Genomic DNA, 20,425 nt, shown 5'->3' with positions numbered 1-20,425 from the left:
TGCAATAAGGAGAGAGTGATGAAGTTGAATAAACGGTTACTCGGAAGGCTTACAGCAGCCTCTTTGTCCCTGTTTGTAATGTCCGGCTGTACCTTCATCAGCGATCCTGTTTCCCAGATGAAGGTGCCGCAGCTGTCCGCTGACAAAGCTTCGCTGATGACAGCGATTAATTCCTCGCTGAAGCCGCTCGATGCAACGCTGATCCGTCCGGCCAATGATGATGACAGTTCTATTTTTACCGAGGATCTGGACAAAGACGGGATTATGGAGACGCTTGTCTTCTACCAGACGAAGAATGAAGCTGTAGTGATCCACGGGATGATTCTGGAGAAGCATGAGGACACCTGGGTCAAGAAGCTTGTTTTTGACGGTGACGGAACGATGCTGGATTCGGTTGATCTTAGGGATGTGACGGGTGACGGGAAGCTTGATATTGTTACCGGCTATTCGCGCGGGGAAGAAAAGGGTATGGTGGTCTACAGTTATTCCGGCGGAGAGCTGGAAGAAATACTGACGAAGCCTTACACCAAATATATACTGGATGATTTGAACGAGGACGGGATTGCCGACATTACAGTCGTGTATTTCAAACGCAATGAATTCGCCACAATAACTACCTACCAATACAACGACAGCTTCAAGGTGCTTGACGAATTGGATAATCTGGACCCCTATTTCGATAATTATTACAATATTGTCTCAGGAAAAGTGGCGGAGAACAAAGAAGGTATAGTTCTGGATTCTGCTGTGGATTCGCGCTCTGCCTATACAACAATTGTTGTTATGGAGAATAACAAGCTGCGCGTAGCCATTCCGGGGGATGTACGGACCTTCAAGGACCGGAAGATTGTCAGTGAGGATATTGACCTGGATGGAATTATTGAGATCGGAATGCTGGAGCCCCCCTCGGGCTGGGAGTATTTCGACCCTGAGACCATACCGTATTTCAATTCTTATTACAAATGGGACGGAAAAGACGGCTTGACCTTTAGTACTCAGTTGTATAATGATCCCTCGGACCGGTTTACCATTAATTTTTCTCCGGAATGGCATGAGAATGTCACTGTGGATACCAAGTCTGTCCAGGACAAATCGCTTAAATTCATTATGCTCGACACCGGGGAGACTGTCGCTGAGGTATCGTTCTTCTCACCGGCAGAATGGGATAGGGTAAAGAACTCCGGCTGGAAGCTTCTGGGGCGTGATCTGGACAAAATGATCGGCTACCGCGGGGAACTGGAGCAAAACACCATCGGGGGAGAGAACGGAAGAGTCAAATCTTCTATAGAGAGGAAGGGAATCGATGAGTAAAGTACTGATTCTGGAGGATGAAGAATCCATCCGCAGTTTTATTGTGATCAATCTTAAACGCAACGGGTTTGAAGTGCTCGAAGCCGCTGACGGCAATGAGGCCCTGCATAAGCTGACAACGGTTCCGGATATTGATATTGCCCTGCTGGATGTCATGGTGCCCGGCATCGACGGCTTTGAGGTCTGCAGACGCATTAGAGAAACTAACGAGCGGCTCGGCATTATTTTTCTGACAGCCAAAGTTCAGGAGCAGGATAAGGTATATGCACTGTCTGTGGGTGCGGATGATCATGTCAGCAAGCCGTTTAGTCCAACCGAGCTGATTGCCCGTATCCAGTCCCTGCTGCGCCGGGTCAATGTTCACCGTGAGCAGTCGGCCAAAGTCTCATTTCACTCGGGTCCGTTTACGCTGGATCTGATCTCGAAGCAGTTCAAGAAGAGCGGTGAAGCGATTGAGCTTACGCCTACCGAATTTTCGCTGGTGCAATTCTTCCTTGAGAAGGAGAATACGCCGCTCAGCCGCGACTCCCTGCTCGATCATGTGTGGGGTAAGGAGTACATGGGCGATCCCAAAATCGTTGACGTGAATATACGCCGCCTGCGCCAGAAAATCGAAAATAATCCGTCAGAGCCAGAATTCCTGCAGACGGTGTGGGGGCACGGCTACAAATGGAAAGGTCAGGTACAATGATTAAGAAGGGGATGCGCAGACAGATCGTACTGCACTATATTCTTGTAGTCTTTGTGGCGCTTCTCCTCGTGGAGACTATTTTTCTGCTGGCGATCCGGACGTATTATTACGACAGCATCTACAGCAAAATCACCACTCATATCAGTGCGGGGGAGACTTTCGTAAAATATGAATTCTCAGCGGAACGATCGCCGAATCAGCTGCTGAACCTGCTCGACTTCTTCAATCTGGAGTATACCGAACTAGAAGTTCTGACATTGAATGGAGATATCATTACCAGTTCCACCGGATTTCAGCCGGACCGGACCATCACCACCAGTGATGTTCCCGAGGCTGTGGGCGGCAGTGTCGGGCGCTGGGTGGGCCGGCAGGCCGGGACGAATGAGAGTGTAATGGCCGTCTCCAAGATGGTGCAGATCAACTCGCATGAAACTTACATCTTGCGTTACCTGACCTCCATGGAGGGGGTCAACAAGGATCTGCTGAATCTGACGCTGCTCTCCATTGGCATCGGGGCGGCGGTTATGTCGATCGTGGTCTTGTTCAGCTTCGGTCTCGCGAATTCCATTGTTCGGCCGCTCAACAATATCACGGCTGTGTCGGCGCAGATGGCCAAGGGGAAGTTCACCACCCGCATCAAGGGGGATTACCGGTACGAAATCGCCGAACTGGCTTCAACGCTCAATTATATGGCGGAGGAGATTGTCCGCAGTAATCAGATTAAAGATGATTTCATTTCTTCGATCTCCCATGAGCTGAGGACACCGCTGACCAGCATCAAGGGCTGGAGTGAGACTCTCATCTCAGGCGGCTACGATCCGGAGGAAACCAAGCTGGGCATGGGCATCATCTCCAAGGAGAGCGACCGGCTGATCGGGCTGGTGGAAGAGATTCTGGACTTCTCCAAGCTGCAGCAGAACGAAATGAAGCTGTCGATTGCCCAGGTGGATATCAAGGTGCTGCTGCAGGAGACGCTGCTGAATATCTGGGCTAAGGCCGAGAAGAAGCGGATTCACCTGCTGCTGGAATGCGAAGAGACTATCTTCATAAGAGGGGATGCGAACCGGCTGAAGCAGGTATTCCTCAATCTGGTCGACAATGCTGTGAAGTTCTCGCCAGAGGATTCCAGTATCGTCCTGTCCGCTGAACGCCTGTCGAATACGGAGATGGCCGTAATCGTAAGGGATAGCGGGATCGGCATCAGCGAAGCGCATCTGTCCAGAGTGCGGGACCGGTTCTTCCAGGTCGATGCGCTCAACGGCGGAACCGGCCTTGGTCTTGCGATCTCCCAGCAGATTGTAGAGCTTCATAACGGCAAGCTGGAAATGGATAGCGAGCTTGGCAAGGGTACTCAGGTTACCGTTATTTTGCCGCTTGATGATGTGCAGGAGGAGAAGGCATGAATACACAGGAATCAGGGGAATCTTCTTCAGAACAAAGGCCCGAGATGATCCGCGGCGGACGTGAACATTCAGCGGATATTCTGAAGCTCCTCCGTGAAGCGGCAGGCTGGATGGAGAGCAAAGGAATCAACCAGTGGACGCCGGGGCAATTCAGCATCCGCGATGTGGAGGATTATTTGAGCAGCAGAGAGGTTTATCTGGCCATGGAGGGAGCAGCTCTTGCCGGGATGTTCACCCTGCAGTTCAGCGATATCCAGTACTGGGGAGACCGTAATGACGAATCCTACGCCTATCTGCACCGGCTCGCTGTAGCCAAATCCCACCGCGGCATGGGGCTTGGCGGCCAGATGATCCGCTTTGCGTTACGAAGAGCGGAGGAACGGGGTTGTGCGGGTCTCAGGCTGGATACAGTAGCCCATAATATTAAGCTTAACCGTTACTATCAGAGCCTGGGATTTCACTATATGGGTACCCGGGATGTCGGAGCAGGCCGGTTGGTTAATCTGTATGAGTATGAAGCGGAGACCGGCGATCCGGGCAGCGTAATTCTCCGGTATATGGGGGAAGCTGATTACGCTTTAATGAAGGAATGGAGTGTTTCCCCGGAGTATTTGAAGAAGTGGGCAGGTCCATCGTTGTCCTACCCGCTGGATGACCGGCAGCTTGAGCGTTATCTGGACGGAGCCAATCATCCGGCAGAGTCTGGTCTGCTGGTTTATTGTGCGGTGCTGAGAGCTACCGGACAAACGGTTGGACATATTAGCTTATCCGGAATCGACCGTGAGAACGGTTCGGCCAGAATAAGCAGGGTCGTCGTCGACCCCGGGAGCCAAGGGCGGGGAATCGGACTGCAGATGGTTCGTGAAGTCCTGCGTATCGGCTTCGAGGGGCTGCGGCTCCACCGGATATCCCTTGGAGTCTTCGATTTCAACACGGCGGCACAGAAAACCTACGAGACAGCCGGATTTACACGGGAGGGGATTTCGCGTGAGGCCGCTACATTCGGCGGGCGCTATGCCGATTGCATCGAGATGGGCATATTGGACAGGGAGTGGAGGGCAAACCGCCCCTCCGGCAAATGAATAGGAAGAACCTACAAAAGGGATACAGCAGAAGGTCAGATAGACCTTAGCTGTATCCCTTTTATGTAGCAGCCCTTAAGGCTGATAAAAGATTATGAAGGCATCCCTTCCGCGCGCAGACGGCCGGTCTTCTCGTAGACCTCCTGAAGCAGACGGGAAGGCTGGGTACGGATGATTGGCTTGGCTGCTACAATCTCATGCGGGCCGACAACCACGATGTTGTCCGCGCTGCCTTTAATCACAGCGCCGTCTTTGATGACTGCTCCCTCACCGATAATCGCATTCTCAATCAGAACACTGCGGCCGATGCGGACGCCAGGCATAATTACACTCTGCTTGATCTTGCTTAGCTTGCCGATCTCTACACCGCCGAAGATAACGGAACGCTGGAGACTGCCTTCCAACGTGCAGGTTTCGTGCATCAGGCAATCTGTTGGCGGTGCCTGAACCCGTGGTTTATAAGCAGCCAGCTTCGTACGGTAAGCCCGGCTGTACATCGGCCAGCGGGAGTTGTCGAGCTTGAAGCCATTCTCGGACTGCAGCAGATCCATATGTGCCTCCCAGAGGCTGTCAACCGTACCTACATCTCTCCAATACCCGTCAAAGCGGTAGGCGAACAATAGGTCGTTGGCATCCAGCATGGACGGAATGACATCCTTGCCGAAGTCATGGCCGGATTCCGAATTAGCGGCATCCCGCAGCAAATAACCTTTCAGATATTCCCATTCAAACATATAAATACCCATGGAAGCGAGGTTGCTCTTCGGAATCTTTGGCTTTTCGGCAAATTCAGAGATCTGGAGATCGTCATTAACGTTCATCACACCGAACCGGCTGGCTTCATCCCAAGGCACTTCCATGACCGAAATGGTGGCTTTGGCTGCCTTGCCTACATGGTAATCCAGCATTTTACGGTAATCCATATGATAGATATGATCTGCAGACAGGATAAGCACATGCTCCGGATTCTGGCTGTCAATGTATTCTATGTTCTTATAAATGGCATCGGCTGTACCTGAATAGCTGTCTCTGCCTTCAACCCCTGAAGGAAGCAGCTTCACGCCTTTATCGCTGCGGCTGTGCAGTCCCCAAGGTTCGCCTTCCCCAATATGCTGATGCAAGGAATCGGCTTCGTATTGTGTCAGTACTCCAATAGTGTCGATCTTGGAATTTACACAATTGCTGAGTGGAAAATCAATGATTCTATACTGTCCTCCGAAAGGGACTGCAGGCTTAGCCATACTGGAGGTCAAGGGGGCTAATCTGCGGCCTTCCCCGCCAGCCAGGAGCATGGCGATACAATCTTTTTTACTCATTTGTTATCCCTCCCATTTTTTTGTCAATGCTTGTAATATAACCTGCCGGCAAGCGCTTGAAACGACATAGGTGAATTATATTGCTGTGCTTCAAGAAAAATTACATTAATAATTTTCTTTATTCAGAAATCATTGAATTCGCCTGCAAAATTCATTTTCAAAAGGCACATATTGGGGTAATGTAATAGGTGCATCCTATATATTAAGGTGGTGATGATTTGGCCGAAATACCAAAAACAGTGAACCTCCCGTCATCTGAAGATATTTATCTGTTCCATGAGGGCACGAATTATCGCAGCTATACGATGCTTGGCGCGCACATTGCCGTGGAAGAAGGGCAAGCCGGCGTTCGCTTTACCGTGTGGGCTCCTCATGCGGCATATGTAGGACTGGCTGGTGATCATAATGGCTGGGATGGAACATTGGACTCCGACTCGTTATATAAGATACCCGATTCAGGATTTTGGAGTCGTTTTTTTCCGGGTATAGAGCCGGGAACTTTTTACAAATACAGGATTCATGGTGCAGATGGAACAAGCTTCCTCAAGGCTGATCCTTACGCGTTCAAAGCTGAGGTACGTCCGGCCACCGCTTCCGTTGTGGCGAATCTGGACGGTTACCAATGGGGCGACGCCGCGTGGCGCCGGAAGAGCAAAGCACCGTACAATGCGCCAATGAACATTTATGAAATGCACTTCGGGACCTGGCGCCAGAAGGACAATGGAGAACTTTATACTTATAGAGAGATGAGCAGCCTGCTGATCCCGTATCTGACGGAGATGAGTTACACTCATGTGGAGTTTATGCCGCTTGCTGAGCACCCGTATGATTTGTCCTGGGGGTATCAGGGAACCGGTTATTTTGCGGCCACCAGCCGCTTCGGCGAACCGCAGGATCTGATGTACCTGATTGATCAGCTGCATCAAGCCGGCATTGGGGTTATCCTCGATTGGGTTCCGGCCCATTTTGCCAAGGATGCCCACGGCCTGAGAATGTTTGACGGTTCGCCGCTGTATGAATACGCCGATCCTATGCTGGCCGAGAAGCCGGGCTGGGGCACACTATCCTTTGATTTCAGCAAACCGGAGATCATATCGTTCCTGATTTCTAATGCGCTTTTTTGGTTTGAGATGTATCATATTGACGGTATGCGTGTGGATGCCGTAACCAGTATGCTGCGGCTTGATTTCGAGAAGCAGCACCATCAGTACACAAAGAACAAGCACGGGGGCCTTGAGAATCTGGAAGCGATCGCGTTCATCCAGCAGTTGAATACGGCGATTTTCCGGTATTATCCGAAGGCTCTGATGATGGCCGAAGAATCCAGTGCCTGGCCTGGCGTAACCTCACCTGTTCATGAAGGGGGGCTCGGGTTTAATTACAAATGGAACATGGGCTGGATGAATGACACTCTTGGTTACATAGAACATGATTTCGGGGCGCGGCCCTACCATCATAATTTGTTGACCTTCCCGATCGTCTATGCCTACGCCGAGAACTATACATTGCCTCTGTCCCATGATGAAGTGGTACACGGCAAGAAGTCGCTGCTGAACAAAATGCCCGGCTCATACGAGCAGAAGTTCGCCGGTCTGCGGGCATTGCTCGGTTACCAGATTAGTCATCCGGGCAAAAAGCTGTTGTTCATGGGCGGTGAGTTTGGTCAATTCATCGAATGGAAGGATCAGGATCAGCTCGACTGGCTGCTGCTGGATTATGAGGCCCACCGCCGGATGCTCGCTTACACGGCTGCCCTGAATAAGCTCTATCTTACGGAAAAAGCGCTGTGGGAGCTCGACCATGACATGGAGGGCTATCAATGGATTGACGCCGATGACAGCGGCCAGAGTGTTGCCTCCTACATCCGCAGAGGGAAGAGGCCTGTGGATACCTTGCTGATTATTATCAATTTCCAGCCGGTGGAACGGCGTAATTACCGGATCGGTGTCCCGCGTCCGGGGACCTATGAAGAGATATTCAGCTCGGAGACCCGCGAATACGGCGGTTCTGGTCTTCATAATGAACCTGTTAAGAGTGAGAAGAAGGAATGGCATAACCAGCTGAACAGCCTGGAGCTGACCCTTCCGCCGCTTGGATTCCTGGTGCTCAAGAAATCCGGACGCAAAACGATTAAATAAACTATTCATATCTATAAGGGGGAAATCTGGATGAAAGTTCTATTTGCTGCAGCTGAAGCCCATCCATTTATCAAAACAGGCGGGTTAGCCGACGTAATCGGTGCCCTGCCGAAGGCGCTTAAGGCTGCCGGAGTAGATGTTCGGGTAATCCTGCCCAAATACAAGGGGATCGCAGAGAAGTATTCCTCCCAGATGGAGCATGTCGCTGTCCTTGAGGTGCCGATCGGCTGGCGCAATCAATATTGCGGGATTGAACGGATTGTCTTTGAGGGAGTTCCTGTATACTTTATCGATAATGAGTATTACTTCGGACGTGACGGCATCTATGGGTATATGGATGACGGCGAACGTTTCGCTTTCTATAACCGCGCTGTGCTTGAATGCCTGCCGGCGATTAACTTCCAGCCTGATGTCCTGCATTGCCATGACTGGCATGCCGCGGTAATTCCGCTGCTGCTGCAGGCGCACTACCGTCACAACCCGTTCTACAGTGAGATGCGTACGGTGTTCACCATACATAATCTCCTGTACCAGGGGGTATTCCCGTATTCGGTACTGGGCGAGCTGCTCGGTCTCGGCGACAGCTATTTCCCTGGCGTAGAATATTACGGGAACGTGAACTATATGAAGGGCGGAATTGTCTACAGTGATCATGTGACCACGGTTAGTCCTACCTATGCCGATGAAATCCGTACACCTTATTATGGATATGGCCTGGACGGCCTGCTGACATCGCGTTCAGATGCACTAAGCGGGATTGTCAACGGGATTGATACCAAGAGCTACAATCCGGCCAGTGATCCGTCTATTTTCACCCGTTACCGTTCCAATCTGGTCAAGAAAGCTGAGAATAAGCTGGGACTCCAGCAGGAACTCGGCTTGCCTGTAGCTCCTTATATTCCAATGGTAGCTATGGTTACCCGTCTCGTGGATTCCAAAGGACTGGATCTGCTGACCCGGGTTCTCGATGAGCTGCTCTACTATGACGATATTCAGTTTGTCCTGCTGGGCACCGGTGATGAGGTCTACGAACGCTGGTTCCGCGAGGCACAGTGGCGTTATCCGACCAAGCTGTCTTCACAGATTCTGTTCAATGATGCCTTGTCCCGCAAAATATATGCGGCCAGCGACCTGTTCCTGATGCCGTCCAAATTCGAGCCTTGCGGCATCAGCCAGCTGCTGGCTTTGCGTTATGGCAGTATTCCTGTAGTGCGTGAGACCGGCGGACTTAACGATACCGTTCATGCGTACAACGAGGAGACCGGAGAGGGCAACGGCTTCACCTTCAAGGACTATAATGCCCATGATATGATGCACACGCTCCGCCGGGCCGTATCGTTCTACCACAAGCCGGAGCACTGGAAAAAAGTAGCGAAAAACGCATTCACGGGTGATTACAGCTGGAATGTATCCGCGCAGCAGTATATTGATATTTATAACAAGATTTCGGATAAAGTTACGGAGTAGAAGAACTATTGTATAGAAAAGGCATTCCCCGATCATGGTGATGGGAGGAATGCCTTTTTTTAGTTATGCATAGGGATAATAATGTGGAGTTTTAGATTGGAACTCTTTTACATTCACCATCAGGTTCTCCGTATTAAATTCAATTAAGGAGACCCCGTCAAAGGCTCCAACTTCTGATTCAAACTCGCATTCGAAGTACCATTCCACTGCAGTCATGCTGCCCTGGTGAATAAATTGTTTGGTCTTCCAGCTCAAAACCGTACCTCGTATATTCCAGTCGTCAAACCATTTTGTTATTGTGGCTAATCCGTGATATTCAGGTCCGTAACATTCTGTATAGGTGATGTTTAGGTCGAAGATTTGGCTTAATATTGAATTGTTTTTATGAATCCAAGACTGGAAATACTTTTCAATGACTTGCTCACGTTCAATCATAATGTCCCCCCTGTTATTGTTGCTATAAGTGTACTACAGAATATCTATCACCCATATGAGATTCTCTATCTAACCGAGTCAAAAAAGGTGATGCTCCAGGCAGCCGATTCTCAGCTTCTGGGACACCACCTTTTATTGTTTAGAGTTATCTGTTAGTTACCTCAGCTTAAATTCCGGTACAATATCCGGTACCCATACGGATCAAGGGATACATTCATCATTCCGCCCTCCGGAACCACAGCTTCTCCCGTCAGTGCATCCAGCCAGTCATCGGTTTCCATCGGGTGGCTGAGCGTGCGGGGCTGCGGCGAATTATTCATCCAGACGGTGAAATGGATCCGCTCATCTGCACGCTCATAGACGATGCACGGGTCATTCTCACAGGCCTGGAGAATCCGGAAGCGGCCTTCCCGGAGCGCCTTATGTTCCTTGCGCAGTGCGATCATCATCCGGTAGAAATCATACAGCTCACGGTCCTGCTTCGTTTCATCCCATTCCATACATTTGCGGCAGTCCGGATCTTCACCCCCGGTCAGGCCGATTTCGTCCCCGTAATAGATGCAGGGAGTGCCCATGAACGTGAACAGGAAGACGACAGTCAGCTTCAATTTGCGTTTATCCTCCCCCAGGACGGTGAGCAGGCGGGGGGTATCATGGCTGCCGAGCAGATTGAAGACAACCTCGTTCGTCTGCTGCGGATAACGCATGAGCAGGCTGCCGATCCGGTGGCCGAAGGTGATGCCGTCCATCCCGCCGTTGAAGAATTCCAGCACCGCCCCCGAGAAGGGGTAGTTCATTACCGAATCAAACTGGTCACCGAGCAGCCAGGTTAAGGAATCACTCCATACCTCGCCGACGATATAGGCATCCGGGTTTGCGGCTTTGACCACTTTGCGGAAATCACGCCAGAAGTGATGATCGACCTCATTCGCCACATCCAGCCGCCAGCCGTCTACCCGGATCTCCTTGATCCAGTACTCTGCAACTTCCAGCAGGTAGGACTTCACTTCATGATTGGCGGTGTTGAACTTCGGCATATTGCCATAGAAGCCGAACGTATCGTACGTGGGGATACCGTCAACAATCTCAGCCGGAAAAGAATTCATATGGAACCAGTCTCGGTAGACGGAGAATTCACCTTTTTCCAGAACATCCTGAAATGGCGGGAATTTGTCGCTGCAGTGGTTGAACACGGCGTCCAGCATGACACGGATGCCGCGTTTGTGGCATTCTTCTACGACCTTCTTCAGCAGCTCATTATCGCCGAAATGAGGGTCGACTTTTTTATAATCCACGATGTCGTATTTATGGTTGGAGGGGGAGACGAACAGCGGCGTGAAGTAGACGGCATTAATACCCAGCTCCTGCAGATCATCCAGATGATCCAGCACACCCTGAAGGTCACCGCCAAAGAAATTATCGAGCTTCGGTTTGCCGCCCCACGGTTCTGTGCCTTCCGGATCATTCAAAGGATTGCCGTTCGCGAACCGCTCGGTCATGATCTGATAGAACACCGCATCCTTGGCCCAGGTGGGTACTTTGAATAAGTCAATTCCGTGTATATAAGGAAACTCATAGAAGTGGTTGGGCGGCTGCGGACATTCGGTCCGGATGCCGTTGTCGAGCAGATACACCGTCTCCGAACCCTTGCTGACGCGAAAAGTATAGCTGAGGCGCTTGTATTTGGGACGGACTGCCGCTTCCCAGTAGTCGAATTTATCGTCAGAGGCAGCTTTTTCCATAATGATGTCGTAAGAGGTATGCTGCCAATCGTACTTGTCGCCAGTAAGTGCAACTACGTAGTCCACATCATCACGTTTGGTACGCACCCGCAGATGTATGGTAGTGGCATCGTAGGCATAAGCCCATTTATCGCGGGGAACATGGTACATCGCTTCCAGCAGCATGACTTCACCTCCTAAAAGTTTTGTGAGCAACTGCTTCCCGATTACGCTACGCAAAACTCGCTTCGAAAGCATACGCTTAAGTTTTGTGAGCCTATTCACCTTATCCGTTAAATAACGCCTACAGCGGCATCTGAACCAGCCCGGTTATTCCGGCGGCAAATGGAGATAGTAAATAGTATATACCTCTTTTCATAGGATGTGCAAAATGGGGGAATAGCAGACCCGGCCAACAGCCTGCAATTAATTCATGAATTTAACAGGCTTTGTCACAAATTTGTCTTTGCATATTCATGCGGAGTGATTTATAATAAATCGGTCAATGGGACTACTTAGAGAAATGAACATAAAGAGAATAGGGGAGACAGACAAATGAACAAATGGGGTAAACTTTCAATGGGACTGCTGCTGGCAGCGGGACTGCTGGCCGGATGCGGCTCTAATAACAACGAGAATAATACCGCAGCAAGCGGAAATACGAATACGGGAACTGAAGCCAAGACGCTGATTCTGGGAACCAGCGCGGATTTCCCTCCGTATGAATTCCACAAAATGGTGGACGGCCAGGATACCATCGTAGGTTTCGATATTGAGATTGCCAAGGATATCGCTGCTGATATGGGTGCGAAGCTTGAGATTAAGGATCTGCCGTTTGATTCCCTGCTGAACGAACTGTCGAGCGGAAGAGTAGATATGGTGATCTCCGGACTCAGTCCGACACCAGAACGTGCTGAAGCTGTGGGTTTGTCCGATATCTACTATAAGGCGGAGCAGGCTGTCGTTGTGCGTGAAGCGGATAAAGATAAATTTGCAACGATGGATTCCTTGAAGGGGATCAAGCTGGGCGTTCAGACCGGTTCGATCCAGGAAGATATCGCCAAAGGCATTGAAGGCGCACAGCTGACCTCTCTCGGCAAAATCTCTGAAATCGTACTTCAGCTGCAGTCGAACCGCGTAGAAGCTGCTATTATGGAAGGACCTGTTGCCAAGTCCTTTGTGAAGAATGTTAAGGGACTCGCGATTACCGATGCCAAACCGGAAGTTGAAGATGACGGCTATGTAATCGGTGTGAAGAAGGACAACACAGAATTGCTGGACCAAGTGAATAAGACATTGACCCGCCTGAACTCGGAAGGCAAGATTGATGAGTATGTAGCGGCAGCAAGCGAGCTTGCTGAGAGCAAATAGAACGCGGACCCGTGCACACGGTTAGCCCTGAATTAAGTACAACCCGCAGCCTGCTGCGGGACAATGCTCTACTTTGCAGAAAATGGCGGTGATCCGCTGTTTTCTATTTTTTTGAGAACAGGAGGATTGAAAGGCAATGAGTGTATTTGAACTTGCTTATGATTACCGCAATTTTTTCCTATCCGGTCTGAAGTACACACTGCTGCTCGCGGTGATGGGCGTATTCTTCGGCTTCGTGCTGGGTATCGCGGTTTCGCTGCTGCGGATGTCCAAATGGAGAATTCTGCGCTTTATCGCCACCGCCTGGGTGGAGTTTCTACGCGGGACGCCGATGCTGGTGCAGCTGTTTCTGATCCACTATGGCCTGCCGGAGTTCGGTATTTCGCTGTCCCCGATCCAGTCGGGTGCGATTACGCTAACGATTAACAGCTCGGCTTATCTGGCGGAGATTTTCCGTGCCGGAATTCAAGGGGTGGACCGCGGTCAGATGGAAGCAGCACGCTCGCTCGGGATGAAGCAGGGGATGACCATGCGTTACATCATTCTGCCGCAGGCGCTGAAGAATGTGCTGCCCGCGATCGGAAATGAATTTATTACCATTATTAAAGAGTCTTCCATTGTATCGATGATTGGGGTGGCTGATCTGCTGTTTGAAGCCAGATCCATTACTTCGATCACCTATGAAGGACTTAGCCCGCTGATCGTGATTGCCGCCATGTATTTTGTGCTGACCTTCACGTTATCCAAGCTGCTGGGCATTCTGGAACGGAGGCTGAATACGGATGATCGAGGTTAAGAACCTGCAGAAGAGCTTTGGCAAGCTGGAGATCCTCAAGGGGATTGATCTGAATATTCACAAGGGCGAGGTTGTTGTAGTGATCGGTCCCAGCGGCTCGGGCAAAAGCACCTTCCTGCGTTGTCTGAACCTGCTGGAGCAGCCAACCGGCGGTGAGATTTCGTTTGAAGGACAATCGATTACAGCCAAAAAGCATGATATCAACGTAACCCGCGAGAAAATGGGGATGGTATTCCAGCAGTTCAATCTGTTCCCGCATAAGTCTGTGCTGCAGAACATTATGCTCGCGCCATTGAAGGTGCGGAAACAGCAAGCTTCCGAAGCGGAAAAAATCGCCACGGAGCTGCTCCGCACCGTCGGCCTTGAGGACAAGCGGGATGCGTATCCGGCCCAGCTCTCCGGCGGACAGAAGCAGCGGATCGCGATTGCCCGGGCGCTGGCGATGCAGCCGCATGTGATGCTGTTCGATGAGCCTACATCGGCGCTTGACCCGGAGATGGTCGGTGAGGTGCTGGAGGTTATGAAACAGCTGGCAGTAGACGGTATGACGATGGTCATTGTGACGCATGAAATGGGCTTTGCCCGTGAAGTCGGCGACCGGATCCTGTTCATGGATGGCGGGGTTATCGTAGAGCAGGGGACCCCGGCAGAGGTGTTCGGCAATCCCAAACACGCCCGTACCCGTGATTTCTTGAGCAAAGTTTTATAAAATTCCTGGAACGGCCGCTGAAAATTCCTTCAGCGGCCGTTTTTGTGAGGGAATTAAATTTTGGCGGAGCGTGAAATGGGTGATATAGTATACAAATGATCAATCTACTTGAAAGGGAGTACATACAGATGAGAGATGATCTTTGCCGGATAGGCATTATTGATATTGGTTCCAACTCCATACGGCTTGTAATTTATGATACGACGCAGGCAGGCGGCTACAAAATTATTAAGGAATGCAAATACTCTGCCCGTCTGAGTGAGAAAATTACCAAGGAAGGCAGACTGGAGAAGAAGGATATGGATACGATTATTCCTGTCCTCCACCAGTTCAAAGAGATTTGTGATGATTTCGAAGTGGATAATATCCGCGCAGGAGCTACCGCCGCAATCCGCAACGCAGCCAACTCCGCCGAGATTATAAGCTATCTGTCTGAAGCGTCATCCATCCGGATTGAAGTAATCAGCGGGCATCAGGAGGCTTATTTCGGATTTCTCGGGGTCATCAATGCCTTTGATATTCAGGACGGCTTCGTCATTGACATCGGAGGCGGAAGCACGGAGGTCACCTTGTTCCGCGGACGGCGTTATCAGCACAGCATCTCTTTCCCGTTCGGTGCAGTCAATACGAATCTGATGTTCAGCCAGGGCGGCAACTGGAACGCTGATCAGGTCCGTAAGCTGCAGCTATACGTTACCGGCAGGCTGGTAGAGCATGATTGGCTCACTACGGGCAACGGGCTTCCGTTATATGGACTCGGCGGAACGCTGCGTTCACTCGGCAAGCTGGACCAGAAGAACCGGGAATATTCGCTGCCGAACTCCCATGGCTACGTGCTGGAAGGGGAGACCATAGAGAAGTTCATGGAGACATTGCCAGCGACTCCATATGAGAAGCGCAAGGATCTGGATGGTTTATCTAAAAGCCGGGGAGATATCATCGTGTCCGGTCTGGTTATTTTCCATACGGTGTACCATTATATCGGGGCCAGCCGTGCTGTGATCAGCGGGGAAGGCTTGCGTGAGGGCATGCTGCATGATCTGCTGAAGCCGGAGCAGCCGGTCCGTGACAGCGCGCTGGAGTACAGTCTGGACACCATTATCCGCTTTGATATCCGTACCTCCAAGCGGCATCTGGATCATATCTATAAGCTGGCACTCGGCCTGCTGGGGGCTTTTGAGAGGGAAGGTGACCGGGAGGAGCATGAGATGCTGATCTACGTGGCGATTATGCTGCACCGTACCGGCTCCAACATTAATTATTATCAGTCCAAGCGGCATACCCGCTACTGGCTGATGAATTCCCCGATCCGCGGCCTGACCCACCGGCAGCTGATTCTAAGTGCGTACATTGCTTCCTACAGCACCAAAAGCCGGAAGCAGAAATTGTCCCAGATGCATAAGGACATTTTGCTGGCTTCCGACGAAGAGTGGATTCATAAGCTGGGTACGCTGGTGCAGTTAAGCATTGCTCTCGACAGCACTGAGATCGGCATTGTCAGCGGGGTCAACGCCCGGCTGCATAACAATACGCTGGATCTGGAGCTGCAGGGCGGACAAGTTCTTATCGGGCTGGAGGACATTGAGAATGCGCTCAAAGCCTTCAGGAATGCTTGGTCGGTGAAGGTAAAGCTCGGCTTCCCTTCCAGCGGGTAACATTCATAGCAGCGAACTGGCTCCGGAACGGGGCCTTTTTGTCGTCCGCCCGTTCGTAATACCCGTTAGGCTGCAGGAAGCTGGATTTCACATTATCCATCAGCGACAGGTCCAGTATTTTGACGATCTGCTTGCGGATGCTGCTGTCCTTCACCGGACACATCAGTTCAATCCGCCGCGTCAGGTTCCGGGTCATCCAGTCCGCACTAGACAGATAGACCTCCGGTTTGCCGCCGTTCTCGAAATAATAGATGCGTGAATGCTCCAGGAAACGGTCAACAATGCTGCGGACTGTAATCCGTTCGCTTAATCCTTCAATGCCCGGACGCAGACAGCAGACACCGCGTACAATCAAATCAATCGATACACCGGCCTGTGCTGCGCTGTACAGGTTGTCGATGACCTCCTGATTGGACAGGGAGTTCATCTTGGCGATGATCCGTGCCGGTCTGCCGGCAGCAGCATGCTCTGCTTCGCGTAGGATCAGCTTCTGAAGCGACAGGCTCATGTTGGTCGGTGCCACAATGAAGGAGTTCCAATTATAGTTGGCAGAATAACCGGTCATCTGGTTGAACAGCTCCGAGGCATCCAGGCCGATCTCATGATTGGCGGTGAACAGGCTAAGGTCTGTATACGCCTTGGCCGTGCTGTCATTATAGTTACCTGTCCCTACATGCACATAACGGCGCAGCTCAGGGCCTTCCTGGCGTACAATCAGCGTGACCTTGGCATGGGTTTTGAGACCTACAAGGCCATAGACTACGTGGCAGCCCGACTGCTCCAGCTTACGTGCCCAGGCAATGTTACGTTCCTCATCAAATCGGGCTTTCAGCTCCACAACTACCGTAACCTGCTTACCTGATTCGGCGGCATTGGCCAGGGCGGTGATCAGCGGGGAGTTCCCGCTGACCCGGTACAGGGTCATTTTGATCGCCATAACCTGCTCATCTTCGGAGGCCTGAATGATGAAGTCCGTCATAGCATCGAAGGATTCATACGGATGATAGACCAGCACATCACGTTCGCCAAGTACCTCGAAGAAGTCCTCATTCTCCTCGAATTCCGCCGGATAGAGCGGCTCGATCGGTGCATGATGCAGGTAGCTGAAGCCCTTGACGCTGCCGGCGAACCCCCGCAGGAAGCTGAGATCTAGCGGTCCCTCAATTTCAAACACGAAATCCTCAAGCTCGAATTCGGCCTGCAACTGCTCCAGGGCATAAGGGTGAATCCCCTTCTGTACTTCAAGACGGGCAGGGACGCCGCGGCGGCGTTTGCGCAGCTCTTTCTCAATCTCCTCCAGCAGATCCTCTGCGCCTTCCTCATCAATGGTCAGATCGGAATTGCGGGTCAAGCGGAATTCACTGACAGCTACAGGATCATACCCGCTGAACAAGGTCTGGATATGCTGGCGGATCACATCTTCAATGAAGACAAACTGCCGTTTCTTACTGTTGGAGCGGTGGGGCAGCGGGATACAGCGCGGCAGATTCGACGGAATCTGCAGGATTGCGAAATAAGGCTCTTCTTCCTGGCTGTTCTTGCGTGTGAGTACTACTGCCAGATAGATGAACTGGCTGTGCACAAGCGGAAACGGACGGCTCTGATCCACGGCCATCGGCGTTAAGACTGGATAGATGATATCACGGTAATATTGCTCAATGGATTGCTCCTGGGCATGCGTGAGGTCCTTGTAATCGACGAACACAATCCCTTCCTTGTGCAGACTCCGGGAAATGTCCTTGAAGGTACGGTATTGGTCGGCGATGATTTTGGTGACCCGTTTGATCAGACGCTTGTACAGGCCGGAGGGGGTGTAGCCGGTGAAATCCTTTTTGGTATAACCCGCCCGGATCTGATCCTGAATGCCCGCTACCCGGACACTGATGAATTCATCCAGATTGCTGGACACAATCGCCAGGAATTTGGCTCGCTCCATAAGCGGGTTCTCCGGATCCTGTGCTTCGGCAAGGACGCGGCGGTTGAATTCAATCCAGCTTAAATCGCGGTTCAGATAGGCTGTTGCGGGACTGGTGTGGTTGTTTTTTTTCTCTTCTGCATTCACGTTCATTGACCCTCCAAGTTATGCTTCAGTCTCTACATTATCTATCGTATTCTATCATTCTACTATTTGCCAAAGGGAGAAATGTTAAAACTGTGTAAAATTTTCGCGGAAACTTAAAAAAGATTGCCGAAGCCACGATAATTCTAACGATAAATATTAAGAATATGTAATAATTAACCCGATGAAAACGCTGTATATAGGCAAAATATTTCCAAACGTAACAAAAACATAGCCACTGGTTACAAAGTTGTGATATATTCATAACTGTTAGTTTACAAAGCGCCGCAATTCCAGAGACCTGGCAACAAAAAAGTACATAGGTCCAGCGTTATCTTGGCGTCACTGGCGGAGCTTATCCGTTATATCCTGGACGCCCACTAATGAAGGAGGCTATTTAATGAAAATCAAGTTCGGAGCCATCACAGCCCTGGCTGCTGTACTGGGACTCGGCACATTGCTCCAAGCCGCCCCTGTTCAAGCTGACAGCGTACATATCGCTGGAGAAGCAACTACCTTTTATACGCTGTCCAATCATTATGACATCAGCGTAGAAGAACTCATGAGCGCAAATCCGCAGATTTCTGCAAGCAACATCTATCCGGGTCTTAAGCTTGCCATTCCCGGCACTGTTCAGGCCAAAACGGTAGCAGTCACAGAATCGGCAGCCGCCGCAGTTGTAACTAACGCAGACTTGTCAGCACTGAGTGTGGAGCCTGCATCAAACACCGTTCAAGCCTGGGGCAAAGCTTATACTTATGCCAAATCCATACAGGTAAAGGCTTCGGCCTATTCCTCTGCTGCCAGTGAGAATGGTAAATGGGGAGCGGTTGATTATTTCGGCAATGCGCTTAAGCTGGGAACGATTGCAGTCGACCCTAGTGTCATTCCGCTGGGTACCAAGGTTCTCGTTACCGGATATTCTCATCCGGGTCTCCCGAAGCAGGCATTCCTGGCGACCGCCACTGACATGGGGAGCGCGATCAAGGGCAACCGGATTGACATCTTCATTCCCGGCAGCCAGAGCTTTGTAGCCGATTTCGGCTATCAATATGTACAGTTGTATATTATTCAATAACCCGATAAATGTATAGCTGCACCATTTACCAAAGGAAACAAAACCCGGCCGTTCTCCGGCAGGTTTTGTTTCCTTTTTTAATTTATAAAAGGCTTCAAGCTATAATTTATCCCTCGGCTTCTATTTGATATACTGGCTCACCGGTGCATCAGCCGGTTCATTTGCTTTTGCTGACTTCGAACATTTGCGGAACAGTCACGAAGCTATACCCGCGTTTGCGCATAATGCTGATGACTTCCGGAAGCGCCTGTATGGTACCCTGCAGATTGCTGCCCCGGCCGCCGCCGCCGTGCTGGAGTATAATTGCGCCTTTTCCGGCCCTGGAGAGGATGTTGTTCCGCACCTGGGTCTTGGATAAGCCTCTCCAGTCCAGGGAGTCGACGTTCCAGTTCACCAGCTTGTAGCCGTGGGCTCTGGCCCATTTCAGCTGCTGCTCACTGATGTCACCGTACGGGGGACGGATCAGCCGCGGTTTGTAGCCCGCAAGAGCCTGGATAATATTCTCGGTACGGATAATCTGGGTGCGGAATTCATTCATCCCCAGCTTGCCGAATTCGGGATGATTGTAGGAGTGGTTGCCGATCGCATGGCCTTCCCGGATGATCCGCGCAACCAGACCGGGATGTTTCTCGGCACGGCTGCCGACCACGAAAAAGGTGGCCTTGACATTATATTTATGGAGTACATCCAGCAGCTGCGGGGTAAAGCGCGGATCAGGCACATCGTCAAAGGTCAGGGCAATGATCTTGCGCCGCGGACCCTGGGTCTTGATCGTATCCGGGTATTTGCGCAGCAGCTGGCTTAGAGAAAGTCCTTTATTTCTTTTGTGGCGCCGGGCTGAAGACTGGGAGGCGGTGGAGCCGGCCGGAACAGCAGGATCTTCTTCCATAGAGACATTCGGCCCGGCGGAGGCTGGAGCGGATACAGAAGCAGACGCAGCAATCGGGAAGATGCTGGGCAGGATCACTATTATTATGAAGATAAGGAGCAAAACGCGGCGGATTCTTGCCAACTTCATGGGTTACGCCTCCTCTGATCACACAGCTGGATATTTTGAAATACAAGGGTTGTTATTCCCAGCCTTTGCGAATTTATGCTGTCAGCATGTGAATCACCTAAAGATTTAACCTGTCCGTAAATACGTGTATACTTAATGAATACGGGGGTAAGCCCGCCAAATGATGAGAGAAACG

General features: G+C 51.0%; 16 protein-coding genes. 11 read left to right on the top strand and 5 right to left on the bottom strand.

Annotated elements, in window-relative coordinates:
- Positions 1-24: 24 nt before the first annotated feature.
- Genes GC101_RS02225 through GC101_RS02210 form a run of 4 tightly spaced genes read left to right on the top strand, consistent with a single transcriptional unit; the run spans position 25 to position 4,487 of the window.
- A complete protein-coding gene (locus tag GC101_RS02225) occupies positions 25-1,311 on the top strand; it encodes a hypothetical protein (RefSeq protein WP_216626424.1) in 1,287 nt (428 codons plus the stop codon).
- Positions 1,304-2,002, top strand: coding sequence for a response regulator transcription factor (locus GC101_RS02220; RefSeq protein ID WP_039299112.1), 699 nt, complete (start codon positions 1,304-1,306; stop codon positions 2,000-2,002). The genes GC101_RS02225 and GC101_RS02220 overlap by 8 nt, the downstream gene beginning before the upstream one ends.
- Positions 1,999-3,405 (top strand): sensor histidine kinase, encoded by a 1,407-nt coding sequence (locus GC101_RS02215; protein WP_171716269.1) that lies wholly within the window; start codon positions 1,999-2,001, stop codon positions 3,403-3,405. Before GC101_RS02220 ends, GC101_RS02215 begins: the two co-directional genes overlap by 4 nt.
- Complete coding sequence (locus GC101_RS02210) at positions 3,402-4,487, top strand: GNAT family N-acetyltransferase (RefSeq protein ID WP_171715935.1); 1,086 nt, start codon at positions 3,402-3,404, stop codon at positions 4,485-4,487. Before GC101_RS02215 ends, GC101_RS02210 begins: the two co-directional genes overlap by 4 nt.
- A gap of 92 nt (positions 4,488-4,579) precedes the next feature.
- Here GC101_RS02210 and GC101_RS02205 read toward each other — a convergent pair whose 3' ends face one another.
- Positions 4,580-5,803 (bottom strand): glucose-1-phosphate adenylyltransferase, encoded by a 1,224-nt coding sequence (locus tag GC101_RS02205; RefSeq protein ID WP_171715934.1) that lies wholly within the window; start codon positions 5,801-5,803, stop codon positions 4,580-4,582.
- Positions 5,804-6,021: 218 nt separating this feature from the next.
- On the opposite strand from GC101_RS02205, the gene glgB reads away from it, so the two are divergent.
- Both glgB and glgA read left to right on the top strand, forming a co-directional pair.
- Positions 6,022-7,941 (top strand): 1,4-alpha-glucan branching protein GlgB, encoded by a 1,920-nt coding sequence (gene glgB / locus GC101_RS02200; RefSeq protein WP_171715933.1) that lies wholly within the window; start codon positions 6,022-6,024, stop codon positions 7,939-7,941.
- Positions 7,942-7,971: 30 nt separating this feature from the next.
- Positions 7,972-9,408, top strand: coding sequence for a glycogen synthase GlgA (glgA, locus tag GC101_RS02195; RefSeq protein WP_171715932.1), 1,437 nt, complete (start codon positions 7,972-7,974; stop codon positions 9,406-9,408).
- 63 nt (positions 9,409-9,471) lie between these two features.
- Here the strand turns inward: glgA and GC101_RS02190 are convergent, their stop codons facing one another.
- Positions 9,472-9,843, bottom strand: a complete 372-nt coding sequence (locus GC101_RS02190; RefSeq protein WP_171715931.1) for a nuclear transport factor 2-like protein — start codon at positions 9,841-9,843, stop codon at positions 9,472-9,474.
- Positions 9,844-10,004: 161 nt separating this feature from the next.
- Positions 10,005-11,750 carry an alpha-glycosidase gene (locus GC101_RS02185; RefSeq protein WP_171715930.1) on the bottom strand — a complete coding sequence of 582 codons (1,746 nt, stop codon included), beginning with the start codon at positions 11,748-11,750 and terminating at the stop codon, positions 10,005-10,007.
- Between the two features lie 369 nt (positions 11,751-12,119).
- Here GC101_RS02185 and GC101_RS02180 point away from each other — a divergent pair, with 369 nt between their 5' ends.
- The 4 genes from GC101_RS02180 to GC101_RS02165 all read left to right on the top strand — a co-directional run bounded on the left by GC101_RS02180 (position 12,120) and on the right by GC101_RS02165 (position 16,095).
- Positions 12,120-12,935 carry a transporter substrate-binding domain-containing protein gene (locus tag GC101_RS02180; RefSeq protein WP_171715929.1) on the top strand — a complete coding sequence of 272 codons (816 nt, stop codon included), beginning with the start codon at positions 12,120-12,122 and terminating at the stop codon, positions 12,933-12,935.
- Positions 12,936-13,071: 136 nt separating this feature from the next.
- Positions 13,072-13,731 carry an amino acid ABC transporter permease gene (locus GC101_RS02175; protein WP_171715928.1) on the top strand — a complete coding sequence of 220 codons (660 nt, stop codon included), beginning with the start codon at positions 13,072-13,074 and terminating at the stop codon, positions 13,729-13,731.
- Complete coding sequence (locus GC101_RS02170) at positions 13,718-14,440, top strand: amino acid ABC transporter ATP-binding protein (RefSeq protein WP_039299084.1); 723 nt, start codon at positions 13,718-13,720, stop codon at positions 14,438-14,440. Before GC101_RS02175 ends, GC101_RS02170 begins: the two co-directional genes overlap by 14 nt.
- Before the next feature lie 128 nt (positions 14,441-14,568).
- Positions 14,569-16,095, top strand: coding sequence for a Ppx/GppA phosphatase family protein (locus GC101_RS02165; RefSeq protein WP_042137803.1), 1,527 nt, complete (start codon positions 14,569-14,571; stop codon positions 16,093-16,095).
- Here the strand turns inward: GC101_RS02165 and ppk1 are convergent.
- Complete coding sequence (gene ppk1 / locus GC101_RS02160) at positions 16,043-18,163, bottom strand: polyphosphate kinase 1 (protein ID WP_042137801.1); 2,121 nt, start codon at positions 18,161-18,163, stop codon at positions 16,043-16,045. The two genes, GC101_RS02165 and ppk1, sit on opposite strands and share 53 nt — an antisense overlap.
- A gap of 391 nt (positions 18,164-18,554) precedes the next feature.
- Here ppk1 and GC101_RS02155 point away from each other — a divergent pair, with 391 nt between their 5' ends.
- Positions 18,555-19,232, top strand: a complete 678-nt coding sequence (locus tag GC101_RS02155; protein ID WP_039299072.1) for a 3D domain-containing protein — start codon at positions 18,555-18,557, stop codon at positions 19,230-19,232.
- A gap of 157 nt (positions 19,233-19,389) precedes the next feature.
- Here GC101_RS02155 and GC101_RS02150 read toward each other — a convergent pair whose 3' ends face one another.
- Positions 19,390-20,250, bottom strand: coding sequence for a polysaccharide deacetylase family protein (locus GC101_RS02150; RefSeq protein WP_171715927.1), 861 nt, complete (start codon positions 20,248-20,250; stop codon positions 19,390-19,392).
- Positions 20,251-20,425 lie beyond the last annotated feature (175 nt).

The sequence above is a fragment of the Paenibacillus phytohabitans genome (genome assembly GCF_013141775.1).
GTDB classification, from domain to species: Bacteria; Bacillota; Bacilli; order Paenibacillales; family Paenibacillaceae; genus Paenibacillus_AQ; species Paenibacillus_AQ phytohabitans.
Note: the sequence above shows the minus strand (reverse complement) of the source record. Positions and strands in the feature narration are given on the sequence as shown.